At 63.9% G+C, this 26,780-nt stretch carries 16 protein-coding genes; 4 read left to right on the forward strand and 12 right to left on the reverse strand.

Going from position 1 to position 26,780, the window contains the following annotated elements:
* Window positions 1-5 precede the first annotated feature (5 nt).
* The 4 genes from G6N46_RS11100 to G6N46_RS11115 form a co-directional block, all read right to left on the reverse strand.
* Complete coding sequence (locus tag G6N46_RS11100) at window positions 6-3,965, reverse strand: Eco57I restriction-modification methylase domain-containing protein (RefSeq protein WP_138248267.1); 3,960 nt, start codon at window positions 3,963-3,965, stop codon at window positions 6-8.
* Window positions 3,962-6,775 (reverse strand): DUF8741 domain-containing protein, encoded by a 2,814-nt coding sequence (locus G6N46_RS11105; RefSeq protein WP_138248266.1) that lies wholly within the window; start codon window positions 6,773-6,775, stop codon window positions 3,962-3,964. The genes G6N46_RS11100 and G6N46_RS11105 overlap by 4 nt, the downstream gene beginning before the upstream one ends.
* Window positions 6,776-6,779: 4 nt before the next feature.
* Window positions 6,780-11,930 carry a DEAD/DEAH box helicase family protein gene (locus G6N46_RS11110; protein ID WP_138248265.1) on the reverse strand — a complete coding sequence of 1,717 codons (5,151 nt, stop codon included), beginning with the start codon at window positions 11,928-11,930 and terminating at the stop codon, window positions 6,780-6,782.
* Between the two features lie 450 nt (window positions 11,931-12,380).
* Window positions 12,381-12,695 carry a hypothetical protein gene (locus G6N46_RS11115; RefSeq protein ID WP_138248264.1) on the reverse strand — a complete coding sequence of 105 codons (315 nt, stop codon included), beginning with the start codon at window positions 12,693-12,695 and terminating at the stop codon, window positions 12,381-12,383.
* Window positions 12,696-12,928: 233 nt separating this feature from the next.
* Between G6N46_RS11115 and G6N46_RS11120 the strand changes: the two genes are divergently transcribed.
* Together G6N46_RS11120 and G6N46_RS11125 are read left to right on the forward strand one after the other, a co-directional pair.
* Window positions 12,929-13,264: a hypothetical protein gene (locus G6N46_RS11120; protein WP_061007247.1), complete on the forward strand. Its 336-nt coding sequence runs from the start codon at window positions 12,929-12,931 to the stop codon at window positions 13,262-13,264.
* A gap of 8 nt (window positions 13,265-13,272) precedes the next feature.
* A complete protein-coding gene (locus G6N46_RS11125; protein ID WP_138248263.1) occupies window positions 13,273-14,172 on the forward strand; it encodes a hypothetical protein in 900 nt (299 codons plus the stop codon).
* An 18-nt stretch (window positions 14,173-14,190) separates the two neighbouring features.
* Here the strand turns inward: G6N46_RS11125 and G6N46_RS11130 are convergent, their stop codons facing one another.
* A complete protein-coding gene (locus G6N46_RS11130; protein WP_138248262.1) occupies window positions 14,191-14,589 on the reverse strand; it encodes a DUF4267 domain-containing protein in 399 nt (132 codons plus the stop codon).
* A 212-nt stretch (window positions 14,590-14,801) separates the two neighbouring features.
* Here G6N46_RS11130 and G6N46_RS11135 point away from each other — a divergent pair, with 212 nt between their 5' ends.
* Window positions 14,802-16,091 (forward strand): DUF2786 domain-containing protein, encoded by a 1,290-nt coding sequence (locus G6N46_RS11135; RefSeq protein WP_138248261.1) that lies wholly within the window; start codon window positions 14,802-14,804, stop codon window positions 16,089-16,091.
* Window positions 16,092-16,116: 25 nt separating this feature from the next.
* On the opposite strand, the gene G6N46_RS11140 is transcribed toward G6N46_RS11135, so the two are convergent.
* Entirely contained in the window at window positions 16,117-17,535 is a 1,419-nt protein-coding gene (locus G6N46_RS11140) for an SDR family NAD(P)-dependent oxidoreductase (RefSeq protein WP_138248260.1), read from the reverse strand.
* Between the two features lie 100 nt (window positions 17,536-17,635).
* Here G6N46_RS11140 and G6N46_RS11145 point away from each other — a divergent pair, with 100 nt between their 5' ends.
* The gene (locus G6N46_RS11145; RefSeq protein WP_138248259.1) at window positions 17,636-18,226 is read left to right on the forward strand and encodes a TIGR03086 family metal-binding protein; all 591 of its coding nucleotides are present in this window, start codon (window positions 17,636-17,638) and stop codon (window positions 18,224-18,226) included.
* A gap of 98 nt (window positions 18,227-18,324) precedes the next feature.
* On the opposite strand, the gene G6N46_RS11150 is transcribed toward G6N46_RS11145, so the two are convergent.
* From G6N46_RS11150 to G6N46_RS11175, 6 genes are all read right to left on the reverse strand, one after another.
* Window positions 18,325-19,605 (reverse strand): type II toxin-antitoxin system HipA family toxin, encoded by a 1,281-nt coding sequence (locus G6N46_RS11150; protein ID WP_138248258.1) that lies wholly within the window; start codon window positions 19,603-19,605, stop codon window positions 18,325-18,327.
* Entirely contained in the window at window positions 19,605-19,898 is a 294-nt protein-coding gene (locus G6N46_RS11155; protein ID WP_138248257.1) for a helix-turn-helix domain-containing protein, read from the reverse strand. The genes G6N46_RS11150 and G6N46_RS11155 overlap by 1 nt, the downstream gene beginning before the upstream one ends.
* A gap of 154 nt (window positions 19,899-20,052) precedes the next feature.
* Window positions 20,053-21,222 (reverse strand): Wadjet anti-phage system protein JetD domain-containing protein, encoded by a 1,170-nt coding sequence (locus tag G6N46_RS11160; RefSeq protein ID WP_138248256.1) that lies wholly within the window; start codon window positions 21,220-21,222, stop codon window positions 20,053-20,055.
* Window positions 21,219-24,602, reverse strand: a complete 3,384-nt coding sequence (locus G6N46_RS11165; RefSeq protein ID WP_234880566.1) for an ATP-binding protein — start codon at window positions 24,600-24,602, stop codon at window positions 21,219-21,221. Before G6N46_RS11165 ends, G6N46_RS11160 begins: the two co-directional genes overlap by 4 nt.
* A complete protein-coding gene (locus G6N46_RS11170) occupies window positions 24,595-25,188 on the reverse strand; it encodes a DUF4194 domain-containing protein (protein ID WP_061007254.1) in 594 nt (197 codons plus the stop codon). Before G6N46_RS11170 ends, G6N46_RS11165 begins: the two co-directional genes overlap by 8 nt.
* Entirely contained in the window at window positions 25,185-26,651 is a 1,467-nt protein-coding gene (locus tag G6N46_RS11175) for a DUF3375 domain-containing protein (RefSeq protein WP_167526460.1), read from the reverse strand. Before G6N46_RS11175 ends, G6N46_RS11170 begins: the two co-directional genes overlap by 4 nt.
* Between the last annotated feature and the right edge of the window lie 129 nt (window positions 26,652-26,780).

Below are 26,780 nucleotides of genomic sequence, written 5' to 3' on the forward strand. Positions count from 1 at the left end.
AGCACTCAGCTATCGGCCGCAGCGTCGAACAGTGACGCATACGGCACCCCGGTCCGTTCCGCTTCAGCCATCGCGTCATAGATCTCTAGAATCATCCGCCTGGTGCGATACTCGCCGTGCTGAGCCATGTCCTTACGCATGACGCCTGTAAAGGATTCCAGGATGTAGTCCACGTCATCACGTTTGATCCCGTACAGGTGAAAGAAGGCGGCATCGAGCTCAGCTCGCCGTACCTCTCGTCTGACTGGATCCCAACAGAACGGCTCTAGGCCGAGGTCATATTCGCTCGCAAAAGCGACCATATCTACCGCCGTGTACACCAATTCGGCGACTCGTTGCATCACCCACGCGTCGACAGATCGTCGGGCATCCCAAGGCGTTGGCCCGTTTAGCAATTCCGGTGACAAGACAGGCAGTTGCCGAACATACGTGTAAGTGATATTTACGCCGCCTAGTTTTTGTCGTAGGACATAGTCGAGTGGAAAGCTCGATAACATCGCCAGCAAGGGTGCGCCATTGCATCCAAGTAACAATGGCGAGCTGTTTCCAACAGCGGTTCTCGGGAGCGGATAGGAAATCATGGTGCGCTCGTTGGTTGGACTAGTCACCCACGAATAGCCAACAAACCAGGACGGAAGACCTCCTGGGAGTTCTGCTTCCCGAACCCAGGAGGCGGGTACCGCGAGCCGATTGGGATCGGCCAACTCCGCATCGTCGAGGTACCGAGGCTGATTTTGGCGTTTGGTCGCAGTTGCGCTGCGAACGATATCTGCTGCCCGGTGGTTATAGAAGTCCGCCATCATCCCTTGGTAGAGCGGAAGCATCCGCTGTGTGCCCTGCTCAAATATGTTGCCGTTGAGCACCCATCCGTCGGCTTCCAGTTCAACGCGAGTATGGAACAGATGCGAATCGTTTGAGATGTCAAACATCCGCATAAATTTGATTCCCCAGGGATTTTCGTCGGGATCACCCTCCCTGATAAGTATGGGAACACGACGGTGGATATCGAGGATGATTTCAGCATCACGTCGACTACGGGGAACTGGGCTCGTTTGTGTGTTGGGGTTGAGAATCGCGATTTCGTCTGGCGTCAGCACAAAACGTGCTCCAGGACGTTGCAGGTCAGTCGGATCGTGAGCGAAGAACGCGAAATCCGGTGCTATCTCACGGCTGTGCCGCCCCACTAGAGTCAGCAGGCAGAATTTCTGGCTGCGATGCACACCGCTTTGAAAGAGCGGTTTCGAGTTCTCGAAATCGTAAAGACTGGCGATCGAGGCGTGCTCAACGAGGGCCTTGAAAAAGTACTGAGTCGTCGCGTCCGTGGCGATGCCGGTCGGCACGATTATCCCGAGTCGTCCCGCGCCAGCCAACAGGTTGACATCGGTTTCGGAAAACACCGCATATACGTTGATGTCACCACGCCCCGTCAGCGGGTACCGTCCGGAGTTACGCATGAAGTGCGAAACACCCCCGGCACGACGTTTCTCTGCAATGAAGGCCGCGTACAGGCTGGGGTTGGTGCTCGGTAACTCTTTGATCATTTTCTTGCGCGCTGCGGCGCTAGGTGCGGTCGCGATCTCCGCGTCGCGCGCCGCGAAGAACTCCTGTTCCTGCAATTTCACCCGCTCCCACGGCGGGTTTCCCAGTACGACCGAAAAGCCGCCCGCCCACCCCGTGACCGGGTTGACCGTGTCGCCACCGGCCGCCACGGTTGGGAAGAGATGTGGAAATTCCAAGTGCCAGTGAAAGAACCGGTATTCAGCGGCCAGCCGATCAACTTCGGCCCGAGTTTCTTCGTTCAGCGGGTGCTCACCCTCGGCCAAGGCCGTGATGCTGCTGTGGGTTATCGCCTTGGGTGCATTGGCATACTTGGGCCACACAAAGGCCGCGCACCACGCGTCGGCAGCGAGGCGCTGGCTACGGTAATCCGCCGAATCGGCATAGGCGCGCAGCCGCTGCCGCTGCACATGCACGTCGGCCAACGACAGTGCCGGTGCCGCGACTACCTTGTGGACCTGTTGGCCTAGTTTGGCGTTAGCCGCCACCATGTCAACGTCGAACAAACTGCCCTGCGCGTTGCGTTCAGCCTTGTTCTGCCTGGCCAGCGTCGAGGTGACCCTCCTGTCGTCGCCCTCGATCGGCTTGAACGCGTCGTCGGGCAGGCCATCGGCGAGCAGTTTCGGGGTAACGCCCACCAGCGCGTTGCCCACCTTGATCTGGGCGTCGAGGAACGTCAGAGGACGGCCAGGGTCAAGGGCTTCCATCCACAGCGACACCTTGGCAAGTTCGGCCGCCAGCGGGTTAACGTCGACACCGTAGATGCAGCGGGCCGTCACCTCGCGCATCGCGGCACGCACCGCCTCGGGGGCGGGCTCGGGATCGCCGGTGCGAATCCCGGCCACCCGCTTGGCAATTCGGCGGGCTGCGCCGACCAGGAAATGTCCGCTGCCACACGCTGGGTCGCACACGGTGACGCCCAGCAACGCCTCTTCGGGATTAGCTGACTTCTGGGCGTCATCGAGCACCGGGTCCAGCGCGGTGTCCAGCAGCGACTCGACCAAAGAGGTCGGGGTATAATACGAGCCGGTGTCCTTGCGCTGGTTGCCCGACGCGATGGACAGGCCGTAGGTTTTAGTCGCCGAATCCCAGCGCGGCACGAACTCCAACAACGCCTCGTAGATGCTGCCGAGCTCCTCAGCTCCGAGGTTGCGGTAGTCGACCACCCGCAGCACATGCGAGCCGGGCTCGCGCACCAGCGACAGCGAGCGCACCGCCGACTGCAGTGCCTCGTTGCTCACCGCGCAGTCGAGGAGAAAATCCAACTCGCCGGCCTCGAACAGTCCGCCGATGCCGGGCAGCGCCAGCTCAGGTAGCCCGTTCTCGTCACCCAGCCCCCGCCATACCAGGGTCAGCGCCTGCCATTTGTCGCTGTAGCGGCCGCCGCGGCGGCGACGAGAAGTGCGCCGCAGCCGCTCGGTGGAGAAGTAATCCCGGTAGCGTTGCTGGGCTTGAGGATCGGCCGCCGGGTCCAGCAGCGCGCCGCGGTCCTCGGCGACGAAGGTAAACAGCAACCGGTAGACGACCCGCAACAGCGCGTGGTGCACATCATGCACCGACACCGTGCCTTCAACGAGATTCTTCCGCAGCGCGGCATTGTCCGGGTGGGTAAGGAACCCGGCGCCAAGGGTCTGCAGCGCGTCGATGACTCCGTCGCGCAGCAGATTCAGTGCGCGCGAACCGGATTCGACCGCGCCTTGCCGCCACTCCTCCAACCAGCATGATGCAGGTCCGATCTCGGGGTCACGCACCTCGACCCGCGATACCTGACACATCGTGTACAGCAGCAGAAAGTCGGCGAAGAGGGCGCCGTCGAAAATCGCCTCCAGGTCGAATTCGACATAGGCCGACCCGACCAGCGAGGTGGAATCCCGCAGCAGCCGCATTGTCGAGCCGTTGGCCAGGATCGCCCACAGGTGCTCATCGGAGCGGTTGAGCAGTTCCTGCATCATCGACTGCGGCGAGGCGCCCGCTGCACCGGCGACCCCCTTGGTGCGGGTGTCCAGCGCCACCCGGCCAAGCAGGTGTATCGGCACTGCACCCCAGCGGTGCGACACCGGGAAACTGTGCTGCCCAACGGTAATGCCACCCTTGCCGGTGGTGGGGACACGGCCGTATCCGAGTTGGTCCAACAACACGAGGGTAAACCGTTCGCGCGTCAGCGATGTCGCGGTGTCGTCTTCCGGCAGTGCGGCCAACGCGTCGCGGTATCCGGTCCATGCGCCGCGGAGATAGGCCCACACCCGGTTGGCGGCGTCGCGCACCGATTCCCCGGTGGCCAGGTGAAAGTCCTTGGACGACAATCCCGGAACGTCGACTCCAGCCACCAGTTTTGCCAGCAGGTCTGCCGGCAGCAACCCGCCCTGGACTCGAACACCGATGAAGGTCGCAGTGGCCTCGCTGCTCATTTGGTGGCTCCTCCTGCCGGCGGGACGAACACGAATACCCCGAGCACATCGGCGCCGGGCTCGACAGTGACCTTGAGGCCGCGGACGATCTCGGCGGACGCTTGCCGCACCCGGCGGTGCGCGTCGAGCAGCTGATCGGCCAGGTCTCGGCCGTACTGCTCGAGGTGCCCGACGATGTCGGGAAGGCCGTCGAGGCTGCGGCTGAGGAACTGGGTGGCCTGCGGTCCCGGCACATTCCCGGCGGGGCGAGCGTGCAGCAGCGGCGTCACCGATTCCATTGGCAGCCAACGGGCCTGGGCGGGCGCCCCCTCGAACGCGAGGGTGGCCACATCCTCGGCAACCAGTTGTTTGGCACCCGAACGCGACGGCAGTTCCAGATGGAAGCGGTAGCGCGCCACCATCAGGGTGGTGCGGGTGGAGACCGCGTCGGTGCGTACGACTGCGCAGCGCCGGGCCGGGCGCTGCTCTGCAGGCAGCTGCGGGTCGAGTGCGGATTCGAGGACATACTGTGCGACAGCCTCCACCGTTGCGTCGGTGCGGGTGAGCACCGCATCGCCGCGACGCACCGGCAGATCCGTGGCGAAGTGCAGGGGGTCATTGCGCAGGGGTGGCAGCGCGTCGCGCAGGCCCAATGGCAGCGGCCCGAGCGTGGCCGTGTATCCCGAGTCGGCGGCCGTCACCGTCGATCGCAGTGACCGTATCGCCTGCTCCACGAACTCGGCCACCTCGGCGTTGGTGCCGAGCGCTTCACGCGCTGCACGCAGTTCGGCGCCGACCTCTTCGGGTTTGATGCCGTGCTGGGCGTACTTTGTCTGCGCGACGCGTTCACGTTCGGCGGCCGAATCCCATTGGTTATAGAGGTCCAACTGCTTTTCCTGCACGCCAAGATCGAGGCTGAGCTGTTCGGCGTCCTGGCCGCGCAGCAGCAGACCTTCCATCAGTGCTTCGACAACTGCTTCGGTGTTGTCTGGGACGGGCACCGACACGCCAGTGGCCTTGCGGATGGCTTGATGTTTGCGCAGCAGGACCTCCAGCACGATGCCATCGATCTGATTGTCCCTGCCGTACATGGTGACGGCGCGGACGACGTCGGCCCGCTGCCCGAACCGGTCCACGCGGCCCTCGCGCTGTTCGTGCCGAGTCGGATTCCAGGCCAGGTCGTAATGCACCACCGCCTGAAAGTTCTCCTGCAGATTCACCCCCTCGGAAAGACAGTCGGTGGCCACCAGCACATGCCGGCCCGGCACGGCGGACAACTCTTCGATCCGGGCGACACGTTCGTCGGGTGGCAAGGTACCCGTCACCGCCCGAACCGTCACAGTCTTGCCCAATGCACCGGTGAGCTGTTCGGCGACGTACTCGGCGGTCTCGATGAACCGGCAGAACACGATCGGGTCGCAGCCTTCGGCCTGCAGTTCCTTGACGGTTTTGACCAACGCGGCGATCTTCTTGTCCGGCTTGCCTTCCAGTTTGACCGCCTCGGCGAGGAATCCACGCAGCCGCCGGGTCGTCGGGTCGCTGTCGCCGCTATCGGCACCCGGGGTGGTGTCGGCGGCTTCCAGAGCCTCGTCGTCGGACTGGTCGAGCACGATGGCGCGTCCGATGGCGTCGGCCTCCTCCGGCGTCCCGGCGGCCGCCGAGGCGGCGCGTGTGCGCAAGGTTTGGGCAGCGGCGCGCGGTGAGGAGGCCAGCGCGCGCAGCAGCGCCAGCGCCGACCACCAGTTGACCCGCCGTGCCAGCCCGCCGTCGCCGGTGCGCACCGTTTCTCGGGCGTAGTCAAGGACTTTGGTGAACAGCGCGTGGTACTCGCGGCTCAAGGCGTAAGGCACCTCGGCGGTCAGCCGGTCCGCGGGAAACGGGGTGTCCTCATCGAGGTAGCGGCGGATGTCGGCGCGGCGCCGTTGAACCATGTGCTTGGCCAGCTGTTCGCGCCCGCGACGGTCCTCCAAGTCGACCGTCGCGAGCGCGGGGTCGAGAAGTCCCAGGAGGTTGCGGAAGGCACCTTCATTCCCGCTGTGCGGTGTCGCGCTAGCAAGAATGAGGTGCCGTGAGCGATCACCGGCCAGGTCGCGGATCAGCTCATAGCGTTGGGTGCGCGCCGAGCTGGCGCCCGTGGTGTCGGCGACACAGGTGTGCACTTCATCGACAATCACCAAATCCGGGCAGGTGCGCAGGAATTCGTAGCGTCGCCGTGGGCTCTTGATGAAATCGGTGGAGACCACGGTGATCGGATAGCGCTCGAAAATCGACTCCGCGCCGATCCGTCCACGTTCCAGGCGGCGCACCGTGCTCGGTAGCACCAACTCGGCTTCCAGCCCGAACTTCCCGCGGAGCTCCCCTTGCCATTGCTCGGCCAGTGCCGGGCTGCACAGCACGGTGAGCCCACGCGCGTCGCCGACCTTGAGCAGCTCGACAGCGATCAGCCCGGCTTCGATCGTCTTGCCGATACCGACGTCGTCGGCGATCAGCAGCCGCACCACGTCCTGGCGCAGCGCCATCATCAGCGGCACTAGCTGATAGGCCCGCGGCTCCACCGCAATCGAGGCCAGGCTGCGAAATGGCCCGGCGGTGGAACGGAATCCGATCCTCAGGGCGCTGCGCAGCAGTGAGGCGCTGAGGTGGTCGCCGAGATCGTCGGGTAGCGGCGCCGGGAACGTGGCGGCGCTGACCCCCTCGCTGACCAGAACGCCGGCGATGTCGTCGTCTACCCCACCGAGCGGGCGCAGCACCAGAAAATCATCGGTGCTGTCGGGCAGAACCACCCATTCGCGGCCGCGTGCAGTTACCAAGTTTCCGGGGGCGAATCCCACCGTGTCACACCCTTCCTTCACCAAATGCATAGGAGTGCTCACGCACCTTCGCGAGCCAGTCCTCGCCGGGATGCAGCCGCAGCACTGACCACCCGGCGTCGATCAGTTGATCCTCCACCTCGGCGGCGTCGTGCGGTGCCGCCTGTTCGACGAAGACCGCCAACCCGGCGCCCTCACCGTGAAACACGAAATCGGGGCGAATCTGTGCTGCCCCGGCGGGTTGGCGGACACCATCGGGCAGCGCCAGCTCGTGCTTGACGAGCAACTCGACGAAATCGCGTTCCAACTCCGATTCGCACTGGCGGCGGATCTCGTTGGCCCGGTCATCGCGCGGCTGCTCCTGGATCACCGGCGCGGTCACGGCAGAGGCCAATGCGAGCAACAGGTCTCGCACCACATGGCGATCGATGTTCGCGTGGTCGCCCTGATTCCCATACGATAAAAGGCAGTCATAGCAAGCCTTTTCACAGCGTTCGCGCGCACCTTCGGCATGCCCACGATCTGTTCCGTCAGGGGCGAAATGAGCAATGTCAAGCGCCTGGCGCGCCGCTCGAGCCAGCGCATCGGGTTCGGCGTAAAGCCGCCGCAGCACCCCGGCGCCGCCTTCAGCCGATTCGGTCAACAGCATCCGGCCCCGGCCCTCCTTGTCAGGAAGGGCCTCACTGGCCAACTCGGAGTCCTCTAGCTGGAACTCAGCTTCGATTCCCCGTTCCAAGGCGTATCGCAAGGTGGTCGACACCTCGTCAGGAAGCGAATTGGCGAGCCGCAGCACCATGATGTTGCGGGTGTCCTCCACATACGGAATCACCTTCTGCTTGGTCGGCACATCGGCGGCGTCTTCCAAGGATTCATCCTCGGGTGTCGCGTCTCCAGCCGCACTCTCGCTGAGCCAGTTTCCCTTGACGGTGTCCAGGTAATACCCGAGCTCATTGGGTCGCTTGCGTCGCCTCCGCCCGACATTGGTCACCCGCACCGTGGCGGTGTCGCCGTAGCTCAGGGCCGCCAGGTCGTGGGTTTCACCGTTCTCGTCCGTCCTCACGATCGCGTCGGAGCGTCCCGTCCGCGGCCCGTGCTGGCTAAACCGGTACGAGGTGCGCAGCTCGAATCCAGCCCGGCGCCGTTCCTCTTCGTCACTTGAAATGCGCTCTCGCCGTTGGGCGAATACGGTCTGCATGCGCATCAAACCGTACTGTGGCGTGCCCAGCGCATCACCGCAGTGTTCGCATACGTCGAGGCCGGGCCGGCGCACATGGTGATAGCCGCAAGACTCGCAGCGGTAGGCATCCTGGAGCTCGACCGTGCCGATGCCGCCGGCGGTCATCGGCACCTGGATGCGCTTTACCTCGTAGCGAGCGCCCTCGTGGTAGATGATCGCGCCGGGACCGAACTCGCTGATTGCCAGAAACCGCGGCCGCTGCAGATAGTCGCCACCATCACGAACACCGGCGCCAGTCCTAATTCCCGGAATGTAGGCCGCCAGAGGCAATCTCGGGAAACTGTATCCCGGCAGGAACCCTTCGGATGCAAAGTAGCGATAGGTGTAAAAGTCGGAGAACATGCGGTCGGTGTCTTCATTGCGCAACAGCCGCAGTTGACCTTCGGCGTCGCGTCGGCGAGCCTCCGCAGCGTCGCGGGCTCGCTTGGTCACCGATATATCCAAAACGACACGGTTCTGCTCTTGCTGGTCATCCAGTGCCGCGCGATATAGATCCCGCCAGCGATCGCAGGATCGGTCGAATCCCTCGGGGGCACCCCCGATCACGCTGTCCACCCAGGCGTCGTGCCACCACGAGGTGCGTTGCAGTTCGTCCATCAGCGGTGCGATCAGATGGCTGGCGCGGTCGGTGGAACGCCTGACCGCATCGGGATCCGACAGCACCCGTTGCAAGTCCGGCGCCAGGGGCATGTCTTTTGCTTCGAGGTCGAGGAGCTGCGGCATGCGGGAATGTAGGTTGGCGCCGGTCTCGGACAGCCACAACGCATGCAGGTGCGACGCCAGCAGCGATTCGTTGGTGAGGTCCAGCCGGGGTGCGGCCACCGAGCCGGCGACCATGTCGGCCGGTCTCCGGAAGTAATACTGGTCGTGCGCATTACCCGTCGCGCAATAGGTCGTGACCAACGCGGGTTGGCCTGAGCGCCCCGCTCGGCCGCTCCGCTGCGCATAGTTCGCCGGAGTCGGCGGCACATTGCGCAGGCCGACCGCGTTGAGGCTGGCGATATCAACACCCAGCTCCATCGTCGGCGAGCAGTACATGACCTTCAATTCGCCCTTGCGGAAAGCCTTCTCGCGATCTTCCCGATCGATAGTGGAGACCTGCGCAGTGTGTTCTCGCGCCTGCATCCCAGCAAGCTCCGGCGCGATGCGCCGGTATAGATCGAGGAAGAATGGGTTGACCCGGGTACCTTGCTCAGGGTCAAACCCCTTGCGCAACGGATCGGGGGCACCCAATGTGCCGTCACCGGGCGTCCAGATCACAGCAGACGCCTTGAGTCGATAGTTCGGACCAGGAATACCTTGAATCTCGATCTTCGTCAACAACCCAGCCCGTTCAAGGACGGTAAGCAGATCTTCAATGACCTTCTGCGCGTCCCCCGTATCGAGAGGCCCGGTTGGCATGCGCAGCCCGCTCGCCTCACGGATGTAGCGGCCAAGCGCTGAGCGCCCGGTCAACCGCACCTCGGCGCGCGGGCGGCCGGGCGCACCGGACTGAGTGGACACCACGCCCGGCTGGGGCCGAGGCTCGCGGGGGGGTACTGACCACAGACCGGTGAGGTGTTGATCCGACTGGCGCTTGATCCGATCGAAACCGTCATCGGTGAGGCAATCGACGTCGACGGCCAACTCGCGGCGAAACTCGTCAAGCACAATGCGGCACAACTCTTCCCGCTGACCTGTACTCGCGTCACGCAGTGGTAGATAGGTCGAGCCCCACAGGCCTGTGTCGGCGGCGATCTCAGGCAGCGACTCGTACTTGATCCGTAGTAGCCCAGTTTGCTCCAGGTTCGGCATGGTGATCCGCCAGCCGCGCTGGAGATCGGAGTACAGCCGGTATTCGATGAACTCCTTGAACGCCCGCTCAGCAGCGCTACGCGCCCCGTACACCGCCTCCGGGTTAGCGGCATAGTCCTCGAACCGGATGCCGAGAGTCTGCACAACCCGCTGCGCGACGTCGTCGTGCCGTAGCGCGCCCTGTTGGGTTGCCCGGTGCACCGCCCCGCGCAACTGTGTCATCTGCACGAAGTCGTTGAAATGCCCGGCCTGCAGGCTCGCGTCCTGACGGTTGTCGACGAACGTCAGCAGCTTGCGCGACTCCGGGCTGAGCTCCTCATTAGGAATCTTGTTCAGCGACCGCACAATTGAGGTGCTCAGCATGGACACCGCCGAGCTGCGACCCTCCATATCGAGCGTCGCCAGCTTGGCAAAATCGCTGCCGCGGGACTGTTCGTAGGACACCTTACAACGCAAACAAAAGCGGAACGGCGCCGGCACGAACGCCGCCTCGACGCCGCCTGCGGTTACCTCATTGCCTCCGACGTCAACCTTGATGCGCCGCGGAAGGTATGGACGCCGCCGCTCGGCCACGACTCCGTCAACCAGCCATGAGTCGGGTAGGCGCCCTTCGGGCAGCGGATCGACCGGCCACGGTTGGACAGTCGAGATGTACAGGTAGCCATTGGCTTGGTCGCCGCCGCTGGCGTCGCGATCGCGACGAGGGCGATAGATCACGTCTGAACCTTCAGTCGATCTGGCGACGACGAGGTATTCCTGACCGCACTCACGACAGAACGCCAACGGCATGAGCAAGTGGTCGGGCCGATCCGGAACCGTCACCTGATAGTGCGAAGTGATGTGGCGGTTCGGCTCGTCTTCGATCGACACATAGACCGTGTCGCCTTTGGACAAAAACTGATGCAGCCGAAAAGCGAACAATGGTCGTCGCGTCGTTGGGTGCTGCACGGCCGACCCCGCCAGCAACGTCGCGCGGATGGCCTCCGCACACTGATCGAGGGTGCAGCCCGTAATGTCGGCAAGGCGCGCAGCCTCCTCTCGAACCCGGGTTGGGCTGCGCCGAATCACCCGCCCTGTTTCAGGCTCGGTGAAAAGTCCAAATCGTTTCTCGATCCACGCGGCCAGCGCGGAACCAGCCAACGCACCATAGTCACCTTGCGCACCACCTTGGTCGCTGTCGCGGGTCAGGGCGTCGGCGTCATTCGGGTCGCCAGTGGTGGCACGGTCGAGGGTCTCGCCGAGCACACGGTCAGGTGTCACCTCTGTCCCGAATAGACCAGAGGCGACTTCGGCGACGACGCGGCGCTGGTCGGCTTCCGTACCAGCGCTGGCCATCGTGGCCGACGTACCCACGCACTGCAGGCCGGGTGACTGACAAGCGTCGCGAACCCGGCGGACCAGCATCGCCACGTCGGCGCCTTGGCGGCCGCGGTAGGTATGCAATTCGTCCAGAACCAGGAACTGCAAGCCCTGCGCGGCGCCAACGAGTTTGCGGCGCTCCTCGGGCCGGGTGAGCATCAGCTCGAGCATCACGTAGTTGGTCAGCAAGATGTCCGGTGGGTCACGGAGGATGGCTTCTCGTTTTTCGCCTTGTTCTTGGCCTGTGTAGCGAGCGAACGTCACCAGTTCGTGGCCCTCGCCGTAGCCGTAACGCAGGAACTTCTCGAGCTCGCCCACTTGGCTGTTGGCCAGGGCATTCATCGGATAAACGATGATCGCCTTGACACCAGGGGTTCGCTCTTGCCGCAACACCCAGTCAACGACCGGGATGATGTATGCGAGGGACTTGCCGGACCCGGTTCCAGTGGTGAGCACATAGCTCTTGCCTGAACGCGCCGCTTCAATGGCTTCGCGCTGGTGGCGGTGCAGTGTAATCGGTGCAGTGCCTGGGTCATTCAAATGCCGCTTAGGGCGGAATATATTCGAGCATTCCGGGTGCAACAGGCCCTCGGCCACCAGCTGGTCAATCGAGCCGCCGGAGGCGAACATTGGGTTGAGAGACAAATACGGCTCAGGCCATTGCTTGCCATCGGCAAGTTCGTCGGTCACATGTTGGTTGATCCTCGGGTCGCGCGGCGCGACGGCGCTGGTTGTGAATGACTTGTAGTCGTCGATCAGGTTCTTGTGTACCCGGAAAATGTCCATTGCTGTTCCCGCCCGCTAAATCAAGCCCGGTTTCGTACATCCCCTCAACCGGCACTCCCGCCAACAACTTACTGTTTGGCCACCCGCCTCAATCAGCCAATTGCCAATTAGCCACAGTCAGCCAGCGAAACCACCCTGCGAAGTGCGCAAACTGCTGTTCGTCGGCACTTGTGTGGACGATAGCGACAACCCGCAGGGTTTGGTGCGACAGCGCTAGCACGCGCGTCCCACCACGCGGCAATAGTGCCTGCTTACGTGTCGCCCCACGGTCCCGAGTACACCGCAGCGGGCGTTCGCCGCTGCAATCGTCATGTAATTGGCCGCCCTCTTCGTGCAACGATTCATCCCGACTGCGGCTTCTACGAACGAGAGGAGAATGGTGTGCCCGAGTAACATTCGATCGACTTCGTGTTCGACGTTGCCGCTCAACCCTCAGCCGAGCCGGCTCGACTACGGACACTTCTCCGTATCCCGCACCACTCCGAACCTGATCGATGTCGTCGTCGTTATCGTCGCCCCCGCCGCCGGCGTGGACGTGCACACCTGCCAGTTGCGATCGATGATCTGCGCCCGACCCTTGCCGGTCAAGTCCGTCGACCCGCTGAACCACACCGCGCCCCCGGTCAGCGACTGGATCGCATCCTGAGCACCCTGCAGATCCATGCCGACCAGGTTCGGCATCGTCCACGACGGCTCGGCCGCGGCCACCGGGCTCAACGCCACAACCGCTCCGACGGTCATTGCGGCCACCAACAGTTTCTTCATGTCTTCCTCCTGATTTGAGTGAGCCGCACATCGTCGCACCGCCCCCCGACAAGTTCGACGGCCTATCAATCCGGGCCTACTGTGGGAATTGGACGACCTAGTCAAATAAGGCGGACGATGGCGATACACGAGGCGGCACAACAGGTCCCGGGTTCAATGCCCGGCGACTGTCAGCCATTCGTACCGCTAAACCTCTCGCCAACGAGGCGCAATACCGATCAGGAGGCCCCCCCATGGCTGATGCACAATCGCTCCAGACCGACATCTCCGGCGTCACTGCCAACGGCATGCCCGAACCGTGGCGTGCCGTCCTGGCCCGTCACCCCCGCAACATCGGCGACATCGTCGACGACCCCAACCGCGGCCCGTGGAACTCCGTCCACAACGGCCAGAACTACCAGGGCACCTTCGACGCCTTCGAACAGCAGGTGACCACCGCCGAGCAGATCGCCTGGGTACACACCTTCAGCGACGGCATCACCCGCGACAGCGGCGATGTCCTCATCGAACTGATGGAGTTCGCCATCCAGTGGCGCAAAGCAAACGGGCTACCCACCACAGCGAAATGAGCTGAGCGATGACCACTTTCAGTGATATCGCGGCCAACATCTCCGGAGTCTTCCACGTCCGCCACGCCGTCCTGACCTTCGCCGGCACCTGGGCCGCCCCCGGCACCGGCTACCCGTCCGACGTCGTTCGCGACGCCGATCCCGACCTCGTCTTCGAAGTCCCCATCCAGGCCCCCTGGACGTTCGGCCCCATCCCACCCGGCGCGCCACTCTCCCCCAGCTACGCCGAGTCGGTGCAGATCGCGGTCACCAACGCGATCGGCTGGATCAACAACTACCCGAAGCAGACCTTCGCGCTCGGCGGCTACAGCCAGGGCGCCGAGGCCGCGTCGCGGGTGTTGGCCGAGATCATGACCGGCAGCCTGCAATGGGCCCAGCCCAACCTGATCGGCGGCTACACCTTCGGCAACCCCTGGCGGATGAAAGGCCACACCTTCCCCGGCGGCACCGACCCGGGCGGTCGCGGCATCGCCACGACCAACCTGACTGCTGCACAAATCCCCAAGGACAGCAACGGCATTGACACCTGGTGGGACTTCGCCAACCCCGGCGATCTCTACACCACCACGCCCACCAACCAGGCCGGCGCCGACATCAGCGCCGTCTACAAGGCCGCCGTCCAACTCGGGATCAGCATCAACGCGGCCCTCGCGCTGATCGCCGGTCTGACCGGCCAGGGCAGCCTGGCCCAGCAGGTCCTGGCGTTCGTCACCGACCCGATCGTGGGCGGCCCCGCCCTCGTCGAAGCCATCGACCGGGCCGTCGCGTTCTACGCGACCAACCCGCCGACCCTGCCGCACATCACCTACGAGTTCGTCGACGCGCTCCCCCACCAGAGCTCGGTGCAGGTGGCCACCAACCACCTCAACCAGATCGCCGCGGCCACCGCAGCGCGCATGGCGGCATAAACACGCGCCAAACGCCGGTTAGGGAGTACCGGCAGGCCCCGCACCGACAGACCGACGCCGCGTCGCACCCCACAACCCCACACCGATCCCGACGATGGCGCCGCCGAGGCCGATGTACTTCTGCGACGGCTTCATCTCATGATGAACACCCATGCCGCCCAACAGATCTGCCGCATCGGCACCACCCGAGGCCAGGAACCAACCGCGGGTGTCCCGCCCACGCAACGCCGCCGCGGCGAGCAGCCCGCCGATCAGCGCATCGCGGTAACCCATCGAGTGCAGCAGCAACCACGTGGATCCCGTCGGCTTCTCGGGGTCACCCCACAGCCGATTCGCCCGAGCCGGGGCGACCAGAAACGACACCCCCGACGCCAGCCGGAGGCCACCGACGACGAGCCCGACACGATCGATCGACATGGTTCGCAGCGTAGGGCGTCAGGCCGCCGCGTGCGGGCACGTTGCTCCGGTCGTGTCCGTCCGTACACGCGCTCAGCAAGATCTACCAGCTCCAGCGTTTCACCGCGTACGTGCGCCGCGCCGGCGACGCGGCCCGGTTGCACTGAACCACACTGCGGCGGTGTGCGCGGTAGTCGCGGCCACTTGTCAGACCGTTGCGCCAGACTCCCGGCATGAGCCGCCGTAACCGCCAGAAGCGCACCGCCAAGCACCACGACCGCCGCCGCACATCGCCCCGACGAGAACGCCGGAGCACCGATCCCGGGTACGACCGGGCCGCGATCCTCGACCACCTCACCGCGGCGCTGTACAACTCTGCGCACTGCCCCGCCCACGACGCGGACTTCCACGCCGCCGAGCTACTGAACGAATTCCCCAGTCGAGCAGATGATCTCGACATTGCCGCCGAAGCGGCGCTCACCAACGCGATCGCCGTCGCGTGGCGGGTGGGTTGGTCACCGAACGATCTGCACGAGTTCGCCCGCCGCCGCCTCGACACGTCAGCAGTTGGCTATTTGGCCGAGGCCGTCGTGCGCGAGTCCCGGCAGTATCCCGTCTCCACCCTGCACCCGCGATGGCGCGCCGAACTCGCTGCATTGCCCGCGACCATCGAGAACAGCGCTCGGCAGCTGTGGGACTGGGCGGACAGGAACGCCGTCGACCGTCACGCGGCGTTGAGCGCCGTACTCAAGGTGCTTCGGTTCTTGGGGACCCTGCCGAAACTCCAACCGTTGCTGCCGTTGCCCGGCGAGAACCAGCATGCTGCGGTCCAGCCGAATGCGGCCGACGCCAAAGCGCTCAGCCGGGTGCGCGCGCTGCTGGCCAAGGCTGAGGCCACCAACTTTCCTGACGAAGCCGACACCCTGTCAGCCAAGGCGCAAGAACTGATGAGCAGATACTCGCTGCACCACGCGATCCGCGACCACGAGCGCGGTCGCGCAGCCGAGGCGAATGCCCGAAGGATCTGGATCGACAATCCCTACGTCATCGCCAAGGCAGCACTGGCGCAGGCCGTTGCTACGGCCAACCGGTGTCGCATCGTGTGCGCGGAGAAGCTCGGATTCGTCGCCGTCATCGGTGCCGACTGCGACGTGGAATTCGTTGAGCTGCTTTCTACTTCGCTCTTGGTTCAGGCCAACCGCGCGATGCTGGCGGTGGGCCGCACGACCGCCGGCGCGCAGGCCCGGACCCGCTCGTTTCGCCAGTCATTTCTGCTCTCGTACGCCGCACGCATTGGTGAACGCCTTACTGCCACCTCTACGACGGCGGCCACCGAACTGGACGTCGACAGGCTCCTTCCGGTATTGGCAGCGCGCAGCCAGGCAACCGATGACCTCACCGACAGGCTCTTCCCATCGACGATCCCCCGCATGATGTCGGCGTCCGACGGCGCCGGATGGTCAGCCGGGCGTATCGCCGCCGACCTTGCCCAGCTGGATGTGCGCCGCCCAATCGCGGGGTGAGCGGTGCTCGGCCCGACGGGTCCCGCTACCAGGGACTCTTCGCGTAATCCTTCAAGAAGCACCCGTAGAGGTCCTCGCCCCGTTCCCCGCGCACAATCGGGTCATACACGCGCGCAGCACCATCCACCAGATCCAGCGGTGCATGGAAGCCTTCCTCGGCCAGCCGCAGCTTGGTGGGATGCGGGCGTTCGTCGGTGATCCAGCCGGTGTCGACGGCGGTCATGAGAATGCCGTCCTGCTCCAGCATCTCCCCGGCGCTCGTGCGGGTCAGCATGTTCAGCGCGGCCTTGGCCATGTTGGTGTGCGGATGCCCGGGCCCCTTGTAGCCGCGGCTGAACTGGCCTTCCATCGCGGACACGTTCACCACGTACTTGCGCCGCGCGGACGAGGCGGCCATCGCCGGGCGCAGTCGGCTGACCAGGATGAACGGCGCCGTCTGGTTGCACAGCTGCACCTCGAGGAGCTCCATCGCGTCGACCTCGTGCACCCGTTGGGTCCAGCTGTTGATCGACGCGGTGTCCGGCAGTAGCCCGCCGGCGTCGATCGCGAGGCCGGCGGCAATCCGCTCCGGCGACGCGCTACGGGCTTGCAGCGCAAGCGATGTCAGGGCGTGCGCCGTCGGGTGCTCACCGAGACTGCCGGCCAGGGCATGCGGGTGCGCGTCACTGACGTGGTCGAAGGTGATGACGTCGACTAACTCCGGCGGTGGGGTGCGCTCGGCCTCGACCAGCGCGGCGTACGAGCCCGGCGGGCGTCGCACCGTCTGCGCCGCGTTGTTGATCAGGATGTCCAGCGGCCCCTGCGCGGCGACCTCGTCGGCCAGCGCGACCACCTGGGCCGGGTCACGCAGGTCGATCCCCACCACCCGCAGCCGGTGCAACCAGTCGGCGCTGTCCTCCATCGCGGCGAAGCGGCGCACCGCGTCGTTGGGGAACCGGGTGGTGATCGTGGTGTGCGCGCCGTCGCGCAACAGCCGCAGCGCGATGTACATGCCGATCTTGGCGCGTCCACCCGTGAGCAGCGCGGTACGACCGGTCAGGTCGGTGCGGGCATCCCGCTTGGCCCGGTTGAAGGCGGCGCAATCGGGACACAGCTGGTGGTAGAAGGCGTCGACCACCGTGAAGTGGTTCTTGCAGATGTAGCAGTGCTGTGAGCGCAGCAGCGTGCCTGCCGTGGCCCCGACCGCGGTGGACACCAGGGGCAGGCCCTGCGTCTCGTCGTCGATGCGTCCCGGCGCGCCCGTGGCGGTCGCGGCGATGACAGCGCGATCAGCGGCCGCGATCTTGTCGCGGGCGGCGGCCCGGCGCTCCTTCTTCAGCTCCTTGAACATCTTCGCGGTGGCCTGGCGGACAGCAATGGCGTCGGGGTGCTCGGGCGGCAGCGCGCTCACCTCAGCCAGCACCTTCAGGCAGGTGCTGAGCTGGTCAGGATCGATCGCGGTCACCGTCGAAGGGTACGGGGACGGGGCCGCGGCAGGCCAATTAGCGAACCGGCTCGCTCGATTCTTTGGATCGATGTCGGTGCCTGCTCGTACGGTGGCCTTTATGAGCGAAGACACGACTCCCGAGCTTGGCGTGTTGGCTGTCGAGGCCCTCGACCTGCTCACCGCCGCCGTCCGTGACGTTCCTGCCGAACGCTGGGATGATCCGTCGATCCTGCAGGACTGGACGGTGCGCGAACTGGTCGCGCACGCGACCGGCAGCGCCACCCGAATCATCGTGCTCGCCGAAGACGGCGAGCTCTGGGACGGCCCGTCCGAACCGTCGGACTGGATGTATGGCAACCCCGCCGATCAGTTGAGCGCGTTGGCAATTCGGCTCCGTGACGCCCTACCCACGGCGGATCTCGATGCCCCGCGCAAGTCCCCGCAGGGCGAGGTTCCGCTGCGCCGCGCGCTGCTGTTCCCGATTGCCGACCTGGCGCTGCACACCTGGGATCTGCGCCAGTCGCTGGGCGAGTCGATCGAGCTGCCCGACGACCTGCTCACCCTGTCCGAAGGGCTGGTCCACTCGGTGCCGGAACAGCTGCTCCGACGCCCCGGGGCGTTCGGTCCGGAGCAACCCGCGCCGGCGGGTTGTTCGCGCACCACCAAGCTGCTGGCGTTCCTCGGCAGGCCTGTCAGCCCCAGTGCGTAAGGGCTCACCAGAGCCCTGGCGCATGAGTCGAGCGGTACCCGCGCCACAGACTGCGCAGGCAGGGTCCAAACTTGTCCGGCCTGTCGAGGACGTCGCACTCAACTACTCAAGCTCGGCCTCCAGGTTCCAGCAATATGCTCAACAATCCGGTCCCCCATGCGTTTTGCCTCTGCCTGCGCACTCACCGGCAGCGAAGCAACCGCCCGCTCGAACGCACCAGGAAGTTGCTTTCGAAGTTCATCAACCCAAGCCACGGCCCGGTCCCCGGAGAGCCCGAGTCGACGGCCTACCGTGCGCCAATCAGAATTCGTAACGTCAAGCATCTTCCAGTGGTCACCGATTTTCATCGATGACAGCAGCCGCTGATGCTGGTCGTACGGTGCCGCCGACGCTACGTCATACAGGGGCGATACCTGCGCCCGCGCGCCAATGAGGACCAGCGAGTAGTTCTTAGCGTGAGCGTCCGTTCCGCCGATCAGCACGTTGTATGCCAGAGCTTTGAAGAAGCGCTCGGCATTGACCTCGCGGTCCTCGATCGGGAGCCTGGCGAGTAGATCCGCGATCTTGCCCACGCCCGGCCCTCCGTCGGACTGGTACTTCAAGCTGGGGTGTACCGACAATGCCTGGCACATGTCCTCTTGATGGACCCGGCGCCACGCGGTCCCGTCATGAAGCCGGTCGTAGCGCATCGAGATCAGTACCTGAACGTCAGCGATCTCGACTACCTCGGATCCAGCCGCAAGTAGACCAGCCTCACCGGCGGCGCTCAGACACAGCGCCTCGTTGATGTGGTGACGGGCATAACCAGCGATCGCAGGCTTGACGATCGCGGTCGTCGGCGTGGCGTCACGCGGGATACCGAATCGCCCTGACGCCGGGTCACGGAACAGCGCTGCTTTTGGTTGGGCGCCGGCAAGACTCCAGCGCCCCCCGAATCTCCCTGGGTCCCAGTCGGATTGATGGGTAGCGAGGTCACGCACCAGCTCGGCGAAGTCGGTATCTCTGAGCCAGTCGATGTCACCGGTTCGATCACGCGCATCGGCCGGGTCGAGATCAGACGGAAGAATCTGAACTGCGCCGGCCGCATCGCGACCGACATGAGCGAGCAGCGAAAACGGATTGTTCGGCGACACGTTGTATTCGCGTCCCCATCGCTGTCGCGCTCCTTCGCTGTCAGGCAGCAGGCCCTCAAGATATGCGCGGACCGCCTTGTCCCGGTGCCGCTTTGACAGGACCGGCAACGACAACGACAACGGCGTCGGATCACCTTGTTCGAGGTACTCGTCGTCGTAGCTGAAACTCAGCGCGCCCTGCGACGATTGCGCGGCCGTTCCGATAGGAGTTCCGTCAAGGTAGACGCGTAACGTTCGAGTCGCCACTACGCCTTCTTCGGGCCGAAGAGCGCGTCAAACGGGTCACGGGGAACTCGCCGTTGTGATTTCGAAGGAGCTTTCAACGGTGTCCCGGAAACAGCGGCGTGGAGGTCAATACCAACGACACGCAGAGCGTCGAGAACCCGTTGCGCTTCGAGCCGCGGGTGCCCTTTCTCCAAACGAATTACCCAATCTCGGCTCGTGTGCAGTTGCGCCGCAAGATCGGCCTGCGTCATCCCGCGGGCGGTACGCGCCGAACGAACGAGCGCACCAAGATCACCCATCGTCTTGACTTGCATTTCGACACCTCATGTAGTCGTTCGACAACATCACAGATTGTAGCCGTTCGACAACATTCGCGAAAGATGCCGTTCGACAACTCTTCGCACTTCAGAAGCAGTGCGACTCGGCCACTCACGCACCAGCGGTGCACTGTAGGTCCCAGCTTCGAGCCTACGACTCTGCAGTGCGCTCCTGCGTGAGACGCAACCGCTGCTCGACCCAAGACCAGTCCACCCGCTCTTGCTCGAGGCGCACGCCGACCCCCAACCCCCCTTCGACCAACTCGGAGTACAGGCGGTACTCGTCAGCAGTCAGTCGAGTGAGTAGCGATCTTGCCGGACGATCCTCACTCACCCAACGATCGCGGTGCGTCAGCAGGGTCTCCCGGTCCATCAGCACCGAGCGCGCGCTTGGCAGCCAGGCCCGCAGACGATCGAGTATCGCGAATCCATGCGTGTCGATGTCACCCCAGTAAATGACGTCTGCACCGGCCAGCCACTGCAGCTTCCCGGCATTGTCGACATCGAAACCCTTGCCCCAGATCACCACACCATTTGGAGGTACCGCAGCGCTGAGATAACTGATCTCGTTCTCGATGATCAGCGCAACATGCGGTTGCACGTCCAACTGCGCCAGTTCGTCGGTCCGTGCTGCAACCTCAGTCAGCGGTACCGGAAGGCCCAACGACGACGAAGGGCGCAACCGCAGAAGACTGGGCTTGGCCCGCAGGCCCAAATCAACCAGAAATCCGCCAGGCGATGACGAAACACCAAGCATTCCAGCCAGATCGGACCGATAACGCTCGGCGAACTTGGTATCGACCCCGGGGGCGCTGAGCTCCCGCAGATATCGCTGTGAGTGCCTGTGACCGTCCAGCCACTCGTACGCTGCGACCAAGCGCGGCATCTCCGATACCAGTGACAGAGCACGGTGCGGGTACGAAGCAATCCAGTCACGGACAGGCTTATGCTGCGCCGTCAGCGTCAGCAGTCTATCGAAACGGCGGACTGTCGCCACCACGCCAAGCAACGTCCAGGCCTGTTCGTACGAAGAAACCACCGCGCGGATAGGTACTGCATTGCGACCAATCTGTCTGCCGCCGACGGTCTTCCATTCCAGCGCGTAACGGACGTCGTTGCCGCGACCACCGTCCAAGGCCACGACCCAATCACGCGCGGCAGCGATGTCGTCACCGATCTGAGCAAGCGTGGGGCCGCGCAGCGGCACCTCGATCGGCGCGAACGGCTCGGCGTTGGCGTAGCTCCGCAGTAGCGACCCGTCATCCCACCGACGCCTGACCCGTGCGGCTACATCCTCAGCCGAGGTCCAAGCAGCGTTCATACCGAGGATCCGTCACGACGGCTGCGGTACTCCTCGATTGTCATGGTCTGTAGCCGGGAGTATGTACCGCCCGGATTATCCACGATCCCAATGGCTTTCACATACGGCTCGATCACGTGCACCTTCTGCAGCGGCGTAACAATCAACAGCTGCAGCCCCAGCGTCGCGAACAACTCCAGCGCATATCGCGTGGAGACATCCGAACCGCGTCCGAACGCCTCGTCGATCACCGCGAATCGGAAGTCACGCGACCGTGAGACTCCCCATTCGAGGCCGAATTGGTAGGCCAGTGAGGCCGCCAGAATCGTGTAGGCAAGCTTCTCTTTCTGCCCCCCGGACTTGCCGTCCGAGTCGCTGTAGTGCTCCCACTCGACGTCTGTTTCCACGTCGCGTTCGGAGGCCGAGAAGACGAACCAGTTGCGCACGTCGGTTACCCGGCGGGTCCAGTTCTTGTCCGATTCAGCGTAACCGTCCCGCCCACGGAACCGCTCGATGATCCTCTTCACATCCAGGAACCGCTGCTCCGAGTACTGGTCGCCGTCGACAGCCAGCATGTCGTTGGTCAGGCTACGCAGATCCGAACGGAACTGTGCGACATCCTGATTAGTGGTGGGTTCCTTCTCCAACCGAATGAAGCGGCCCGGGTTGTATGGCACTGCGCCGAGCGCATCGTTGATCCGGTCGACTCGCTCATCGATGGCTGACGCCTGCCGCCCCAGCCAGTTATTGAACCCGGCGAGTTCTTGGATGGCGTTCTTATTCAGCTGTTCTTTGAATTCGCTCTCGAAACGCGGCAAGTCGTCGGTAGCGACGCGGTCACGAAACGCGAGGAAGTCGCCGCGAGCAGCGACAGTTGCGTCCATATCGGCGCGCTGCTCGGGCCACCGACGCAGCACCTCGCTCATGTACTGAGTCAGGTTCAGCGCGTGGCCACTTAGTTGACCAGAAAGCCGCTCGATGCGTCGATGCAGGTCCGCTGACAGTGTCGTCTCGATTTCGGCACATTGCGCTGCCTGTTTGGGCCGGCGTTCCCCGAGGCGTTCGTCGAGTGCGTGGTACGACGCCCGGGCGGTTTCCAGTTGACGCTCCGGCTGAGCAGCGACGAAATCGTCGTCCCGCGCACGGTCTTGCTTCGCGCGCTGCACGGACGCCGCCGTGGTGGCGAGCCGCCCGGTGATCTCCCTGCTCAGTTTCGTTGCGGCAGAGGATTGCTCAGCATTGTGTTCCAGCGCCAGGGTGATCTCTTCCAACCGCGACGAACCGGACTGCAAACGGACACGTTCGGCGTCATGTGCCGCGGCACGCGACGCAGCCTCGTCGACATCAAGGTCGGCCCACGAGCGGAACCCCTCAACGCGCAGGAACGCATCGAGCCGTTGCTGCAGCGCCTCCCTCTGCTCGCCCAACTGCGTAGCAACATCGGTTGCCTCCGAATGCTCCTGTTGCAGCTCGGTCAACTCGTTGCGCAGTGCGGCAATCTTGCGTTCATTGATCCAGCCCAGCACCCAGCGCCGCGGATCGTCGACGCGGTGTCGATCGTCCTTTTCGTGCCGGTCACCCGAGCGCACTTGTCCCTCACGGGTGACGGCGCGGGGATGATTGCGGAACTCATCGAGTGTCGCCGCGCAACGAAAGTTGGCCCGCTTCATCAGCTCGTGGCGGAGGTATTCCGTGAATGGCCCTTCCCGCACATCGATGCAGTCAGCCAGCAGCAGCCCATCCTCGACCGTCGGCTGCAGCCGTACCCGGTGCGCCGGTACTCGCTCGTAGACCAACTTGGCTCCCCGCCCCGCAACTGTGAGACTGCGTCCATTCACCCATGCGGCGACAGCGTCATAATGTCGTTGCGGCACCAGCAGGGACAGCGCAAACCCCCGGAGCACGCGTTCGGCAGCGCCTCGCCATTGCGAGTGCTCGTCGTCTACGTCGAGAAGCTCCCCGGCATAAGGTAATTCCCCCGGCGTCAGATTCAGCGCGGAACACAATTCGGCCCGGATGGCCACTTGTTCATGCGGCAGGTTGTTGGTGCGCTGTTCCAGGCTGCCGATCTCCCCTGTAAGGACCTCGCACTTTCGTCGAATTTCTCGCTCCCGTCCGATCGCGTCGACAACGGCCGTGTCCATATCGCGCTTCCGATTGGTCAAGCGGGGACGTTCGGCGCCAACCAACGTTGACAGCGCGGCGAACGCCCGCTCGTCGGAGACCGAGTCCAGGCCAGCGTCAGAGACGGCGGCATCAAATAGGACGCTGGTCTGTTGGCGTGCTTCTGTTTGAGCGCGTGCCTCGGCGGCCAGTCGTTCCAGCTCTCCGATCCGATCCCCACCCGCCTTCGCGCGCTGTTCGATCAGGGATTCACGTTCGTGGTTTAGCCGTCGCTGCTCCGATTCGGCCGCATCCTGCTGCGCCCACAGGGCCGCGCCCTCTGCCTCGAGCCGCGTGATCTCCGCAAAGAGCAGACCGGACCGAAGTTCTGCGATGTACGACCTGACTGCGGACCGTTCATGATCGAGTCCGTCGCGTTCGGCAAGTGCAGCGTCGTACTTGGCCGCCGTTTCCACGATAGGTTGGAGAGCCTCGAGCTGCTCGCGGGCCCGCTTGACGGCGTCGTGAGCCTTGGATAGGTCGTCGAAGTGTCCGATGATGTCACGAACCCGGTCAGTCGAGTCACTCGGTTCCAACATGTGATCACGGACGAAATCATTGAGGTTGCCAACGGATTTCATCGACACTGTCTGATGGAACAGCTCTAGTGCCTGGTCCGATCGGATACCGAGCAGACGACGCAACGAAGTCGCGTACTTGGGAAACTCGTCGAAAATTTCCGCGCCTGCCGCCCTCAGGCGTCGGCGCAGCGCGCGCAAGTCAGTACCAAAATCAGCGAAATCACCGGCGACCGACAGCTCTTTGATCGCGGTCACGAAGAACCGATACGGCTGACCGGTACTCTCGCGTTGCTGAAACACTTGGGCCAGCGTGACCGTCTCGTCGTAGCCGTGATTGTGGAAGACACCGAGAATCACCGAGTAGGTGCGCTTGTTCTCACGCAAGCCTTTTGGGCGGGATTTGCCAGTGGTCTCGTTGCGCTCGGACTTGTAGTGACCCTCGACGTAGGAGCGCAGCGTACGTTCCTTGGCGTCTGCACCGGCGGCCTTGTTGTAGGCGGCCTTGTGCGAGGGAACAAGTAAGGTCGTGAGCGCGTCGACTATCGTTGACTTGCCTGAGCCGATGTCACCGGTCAACAGCGCCGTATCGGTACCGGGCGTGAAGCGCCATACGTGGTCGTCGAAGGTTCCCCAGTTATAGACTTCGGCGTATTGCAGCCGGTATCCGGCTCGCTGTCCATCAACGAGTTCCACTGCGTCGGAGAGAGTTTCACTCACGGTTCGCTCGCTCATCGCCGACAGGAAGCCCTGCGTACTCGCGCAGCTTGCCGGCGAAGTCGGCTAGGGTCTGTGCATCGACGTAGGCCTTGAGGATGCGCCGCACCTCCCAATGATCGCGCTGACCGCGGAGCTGTCGCAGGAACCCGAGCTCGGCAGCCTTCTTGATTGTGGCCTCTGCTTGGTCGACAACACGGGCATCGTTCGTGGATTCCGCTTGGAACAGTCGCAGCAGTTCAACGATCTGGTCAGTGCTGAGAACCAATCTTCCCTCACCACCACTGGTTTCGAATTCAACCAGGCGTTTGCGCAACAGGACTAACAGCAGGCTGACGTTGTAGGTGAGCGCCCGCCGGCGCACCAGACGCGGTAGCGCCTCCACACCTTCTTCCTCCGACCGCGAACGCAGGTATGCGTAACCCTCGGCCTCATCAGTAACGACGTCGACGCCAATGGTGGCGAAATGGTCACGCACACCGGCACCCTGACGTTCTAGGACCAGCCAGGTGTCCTCGTCGGAGGTGCGGTAGACGACACCCTGCATTAGCCGGATGATGGTGGCCGCGACATCACGGTCCGTACTCATCGCCGTCGCACCGTCACTTTAGGTAGTCTGGCGCGCTTGATGAGGTCGGAATCGGCAACGTCCACGTATTCCAGAATGGTCTCCTCGGTCTCATCCATGTCGATGCTCACATCCTCATCGTTCAGCGCAAGGTAGCCGACGATCTCGGCCGCACCCTGTTCAATCGGGTGAGCAGCGATCACATCGGATAGCAGTGCTGATGTATTGCGAGGTAGCACAGCGCGGATAGTCTCGGCCAGTCGTACCTGGTCGATGTACGTCTGGTCGAACAATAGTGCGGCGTCGACCTGCTCGGTGGCTTCGCTTATGTGACTCTCGACAGCAACCGCCACCGGCGGCTGATACAGCGGACGCTCGAAGGGCAGTGCGATTTCGATGCCCGGCTCGTCGACCTCGAGACCGAAGGACGGCGGGTTCCTGCGCACCTCAAGGGCGGCCGTCTCCACTGCCCGGACGAGGTCCAACACACGGCGGTTCTCCAGCCAGACTTGATCGTCGAGAAAACGTCGCAGCTGTTCGGAGATCTGCCGGACCGTGCGCTGCGCCCTGTCGGCGGCCTCCGACCAGTCATGGTGGATTCCCTTGACGCTGTTGTTCCGCTGATCGGGTTCGATCGCGTCGAGAGCGGTAACCTTGGCCAGCAGATCGGCCAGCTCTGTCTGGCGTTGTTCGGAGAGCAAGAAGTCATAGAACGCTTGAAAGCTGCGTCCTTGATCCGAGCCGGCGATCTCCGAGCGGCTACCAACCAACTCCGCGAGCAATTCGCCCTTAGCTCCTTCCCAAGCCGCGATCTTCTCGCGCGCGGCTCGATCCAACAACCGGAAATTGTCTTCGACTTCGCGGAAATCCGCCAGCAGTTCGCGGGCCGTTGCCGACAACTGCTGATAGCGGTCACGTACGCCGGTGGCGTCCAACATGGGAACGTTGCCCGCTTCAATCGAGGCGATCTCCGCATCGAGTTCAGCTCTGCGCCGACGCAATTCAGCCGTCCGCACTTCGGGTTGAACTTCGGTTCCGTGCACAATCTGACGCAGTAGTTCGACAACGGTGTGCAATCTCGATTCGGTGCCGACGAAGGACCGTCCCCGCAGATTGAGAACCCAGGAATAGGACTTCTCGAATGCCGGTGTCACCTCGTAGTGAACCTCGTCGTCGCCTGGCGGGTAGAACCGCCGCAGGTATCCAGCCTCCGTAGCCGCCCAATCTTCCAGATAGGCGCGCGGCTCCTTGGGGTACCGGACCTCGTCGGCATTCAGCGCATAAAGATGCTCATCGAGCGCACCGGCGACCTCGCTGGCAGAGCACGCGCCACGATTGCCCTCGACGAAGAACTCCCCTAGGAAGGACAGGATGAGCGTGGCATTGCCTGCACGCAGCAGCCGCCAGGCAGGATGCCGCTCCCGCAACGCACTGACCTCTTGATAGTCCACGCTATCGAGGGTAGGCAGGCGCACCGACAGCATCACACCGTTGCCCAAAATCTACGCTCGGTAGCCCGCACACATCAGGCCGGAATCGACCCATACCTTCCGTTGACACCGAGGTGTTCATCGCGAAGTAGCCGACCTGCACCCTGTGCACACACCACCACT

Source organism: Mycolicibacterium phocaicum (genome assembly GCF_010731115.1).
In the GTDB taxonomy this organism is placed as follows: domain Bacteria; phylum Actinomycetota; class Actinomycetes; order Mycobacteriales; family Mycobacteriaceae; genus Mycobacterium; species Mycobacterium phocaicum.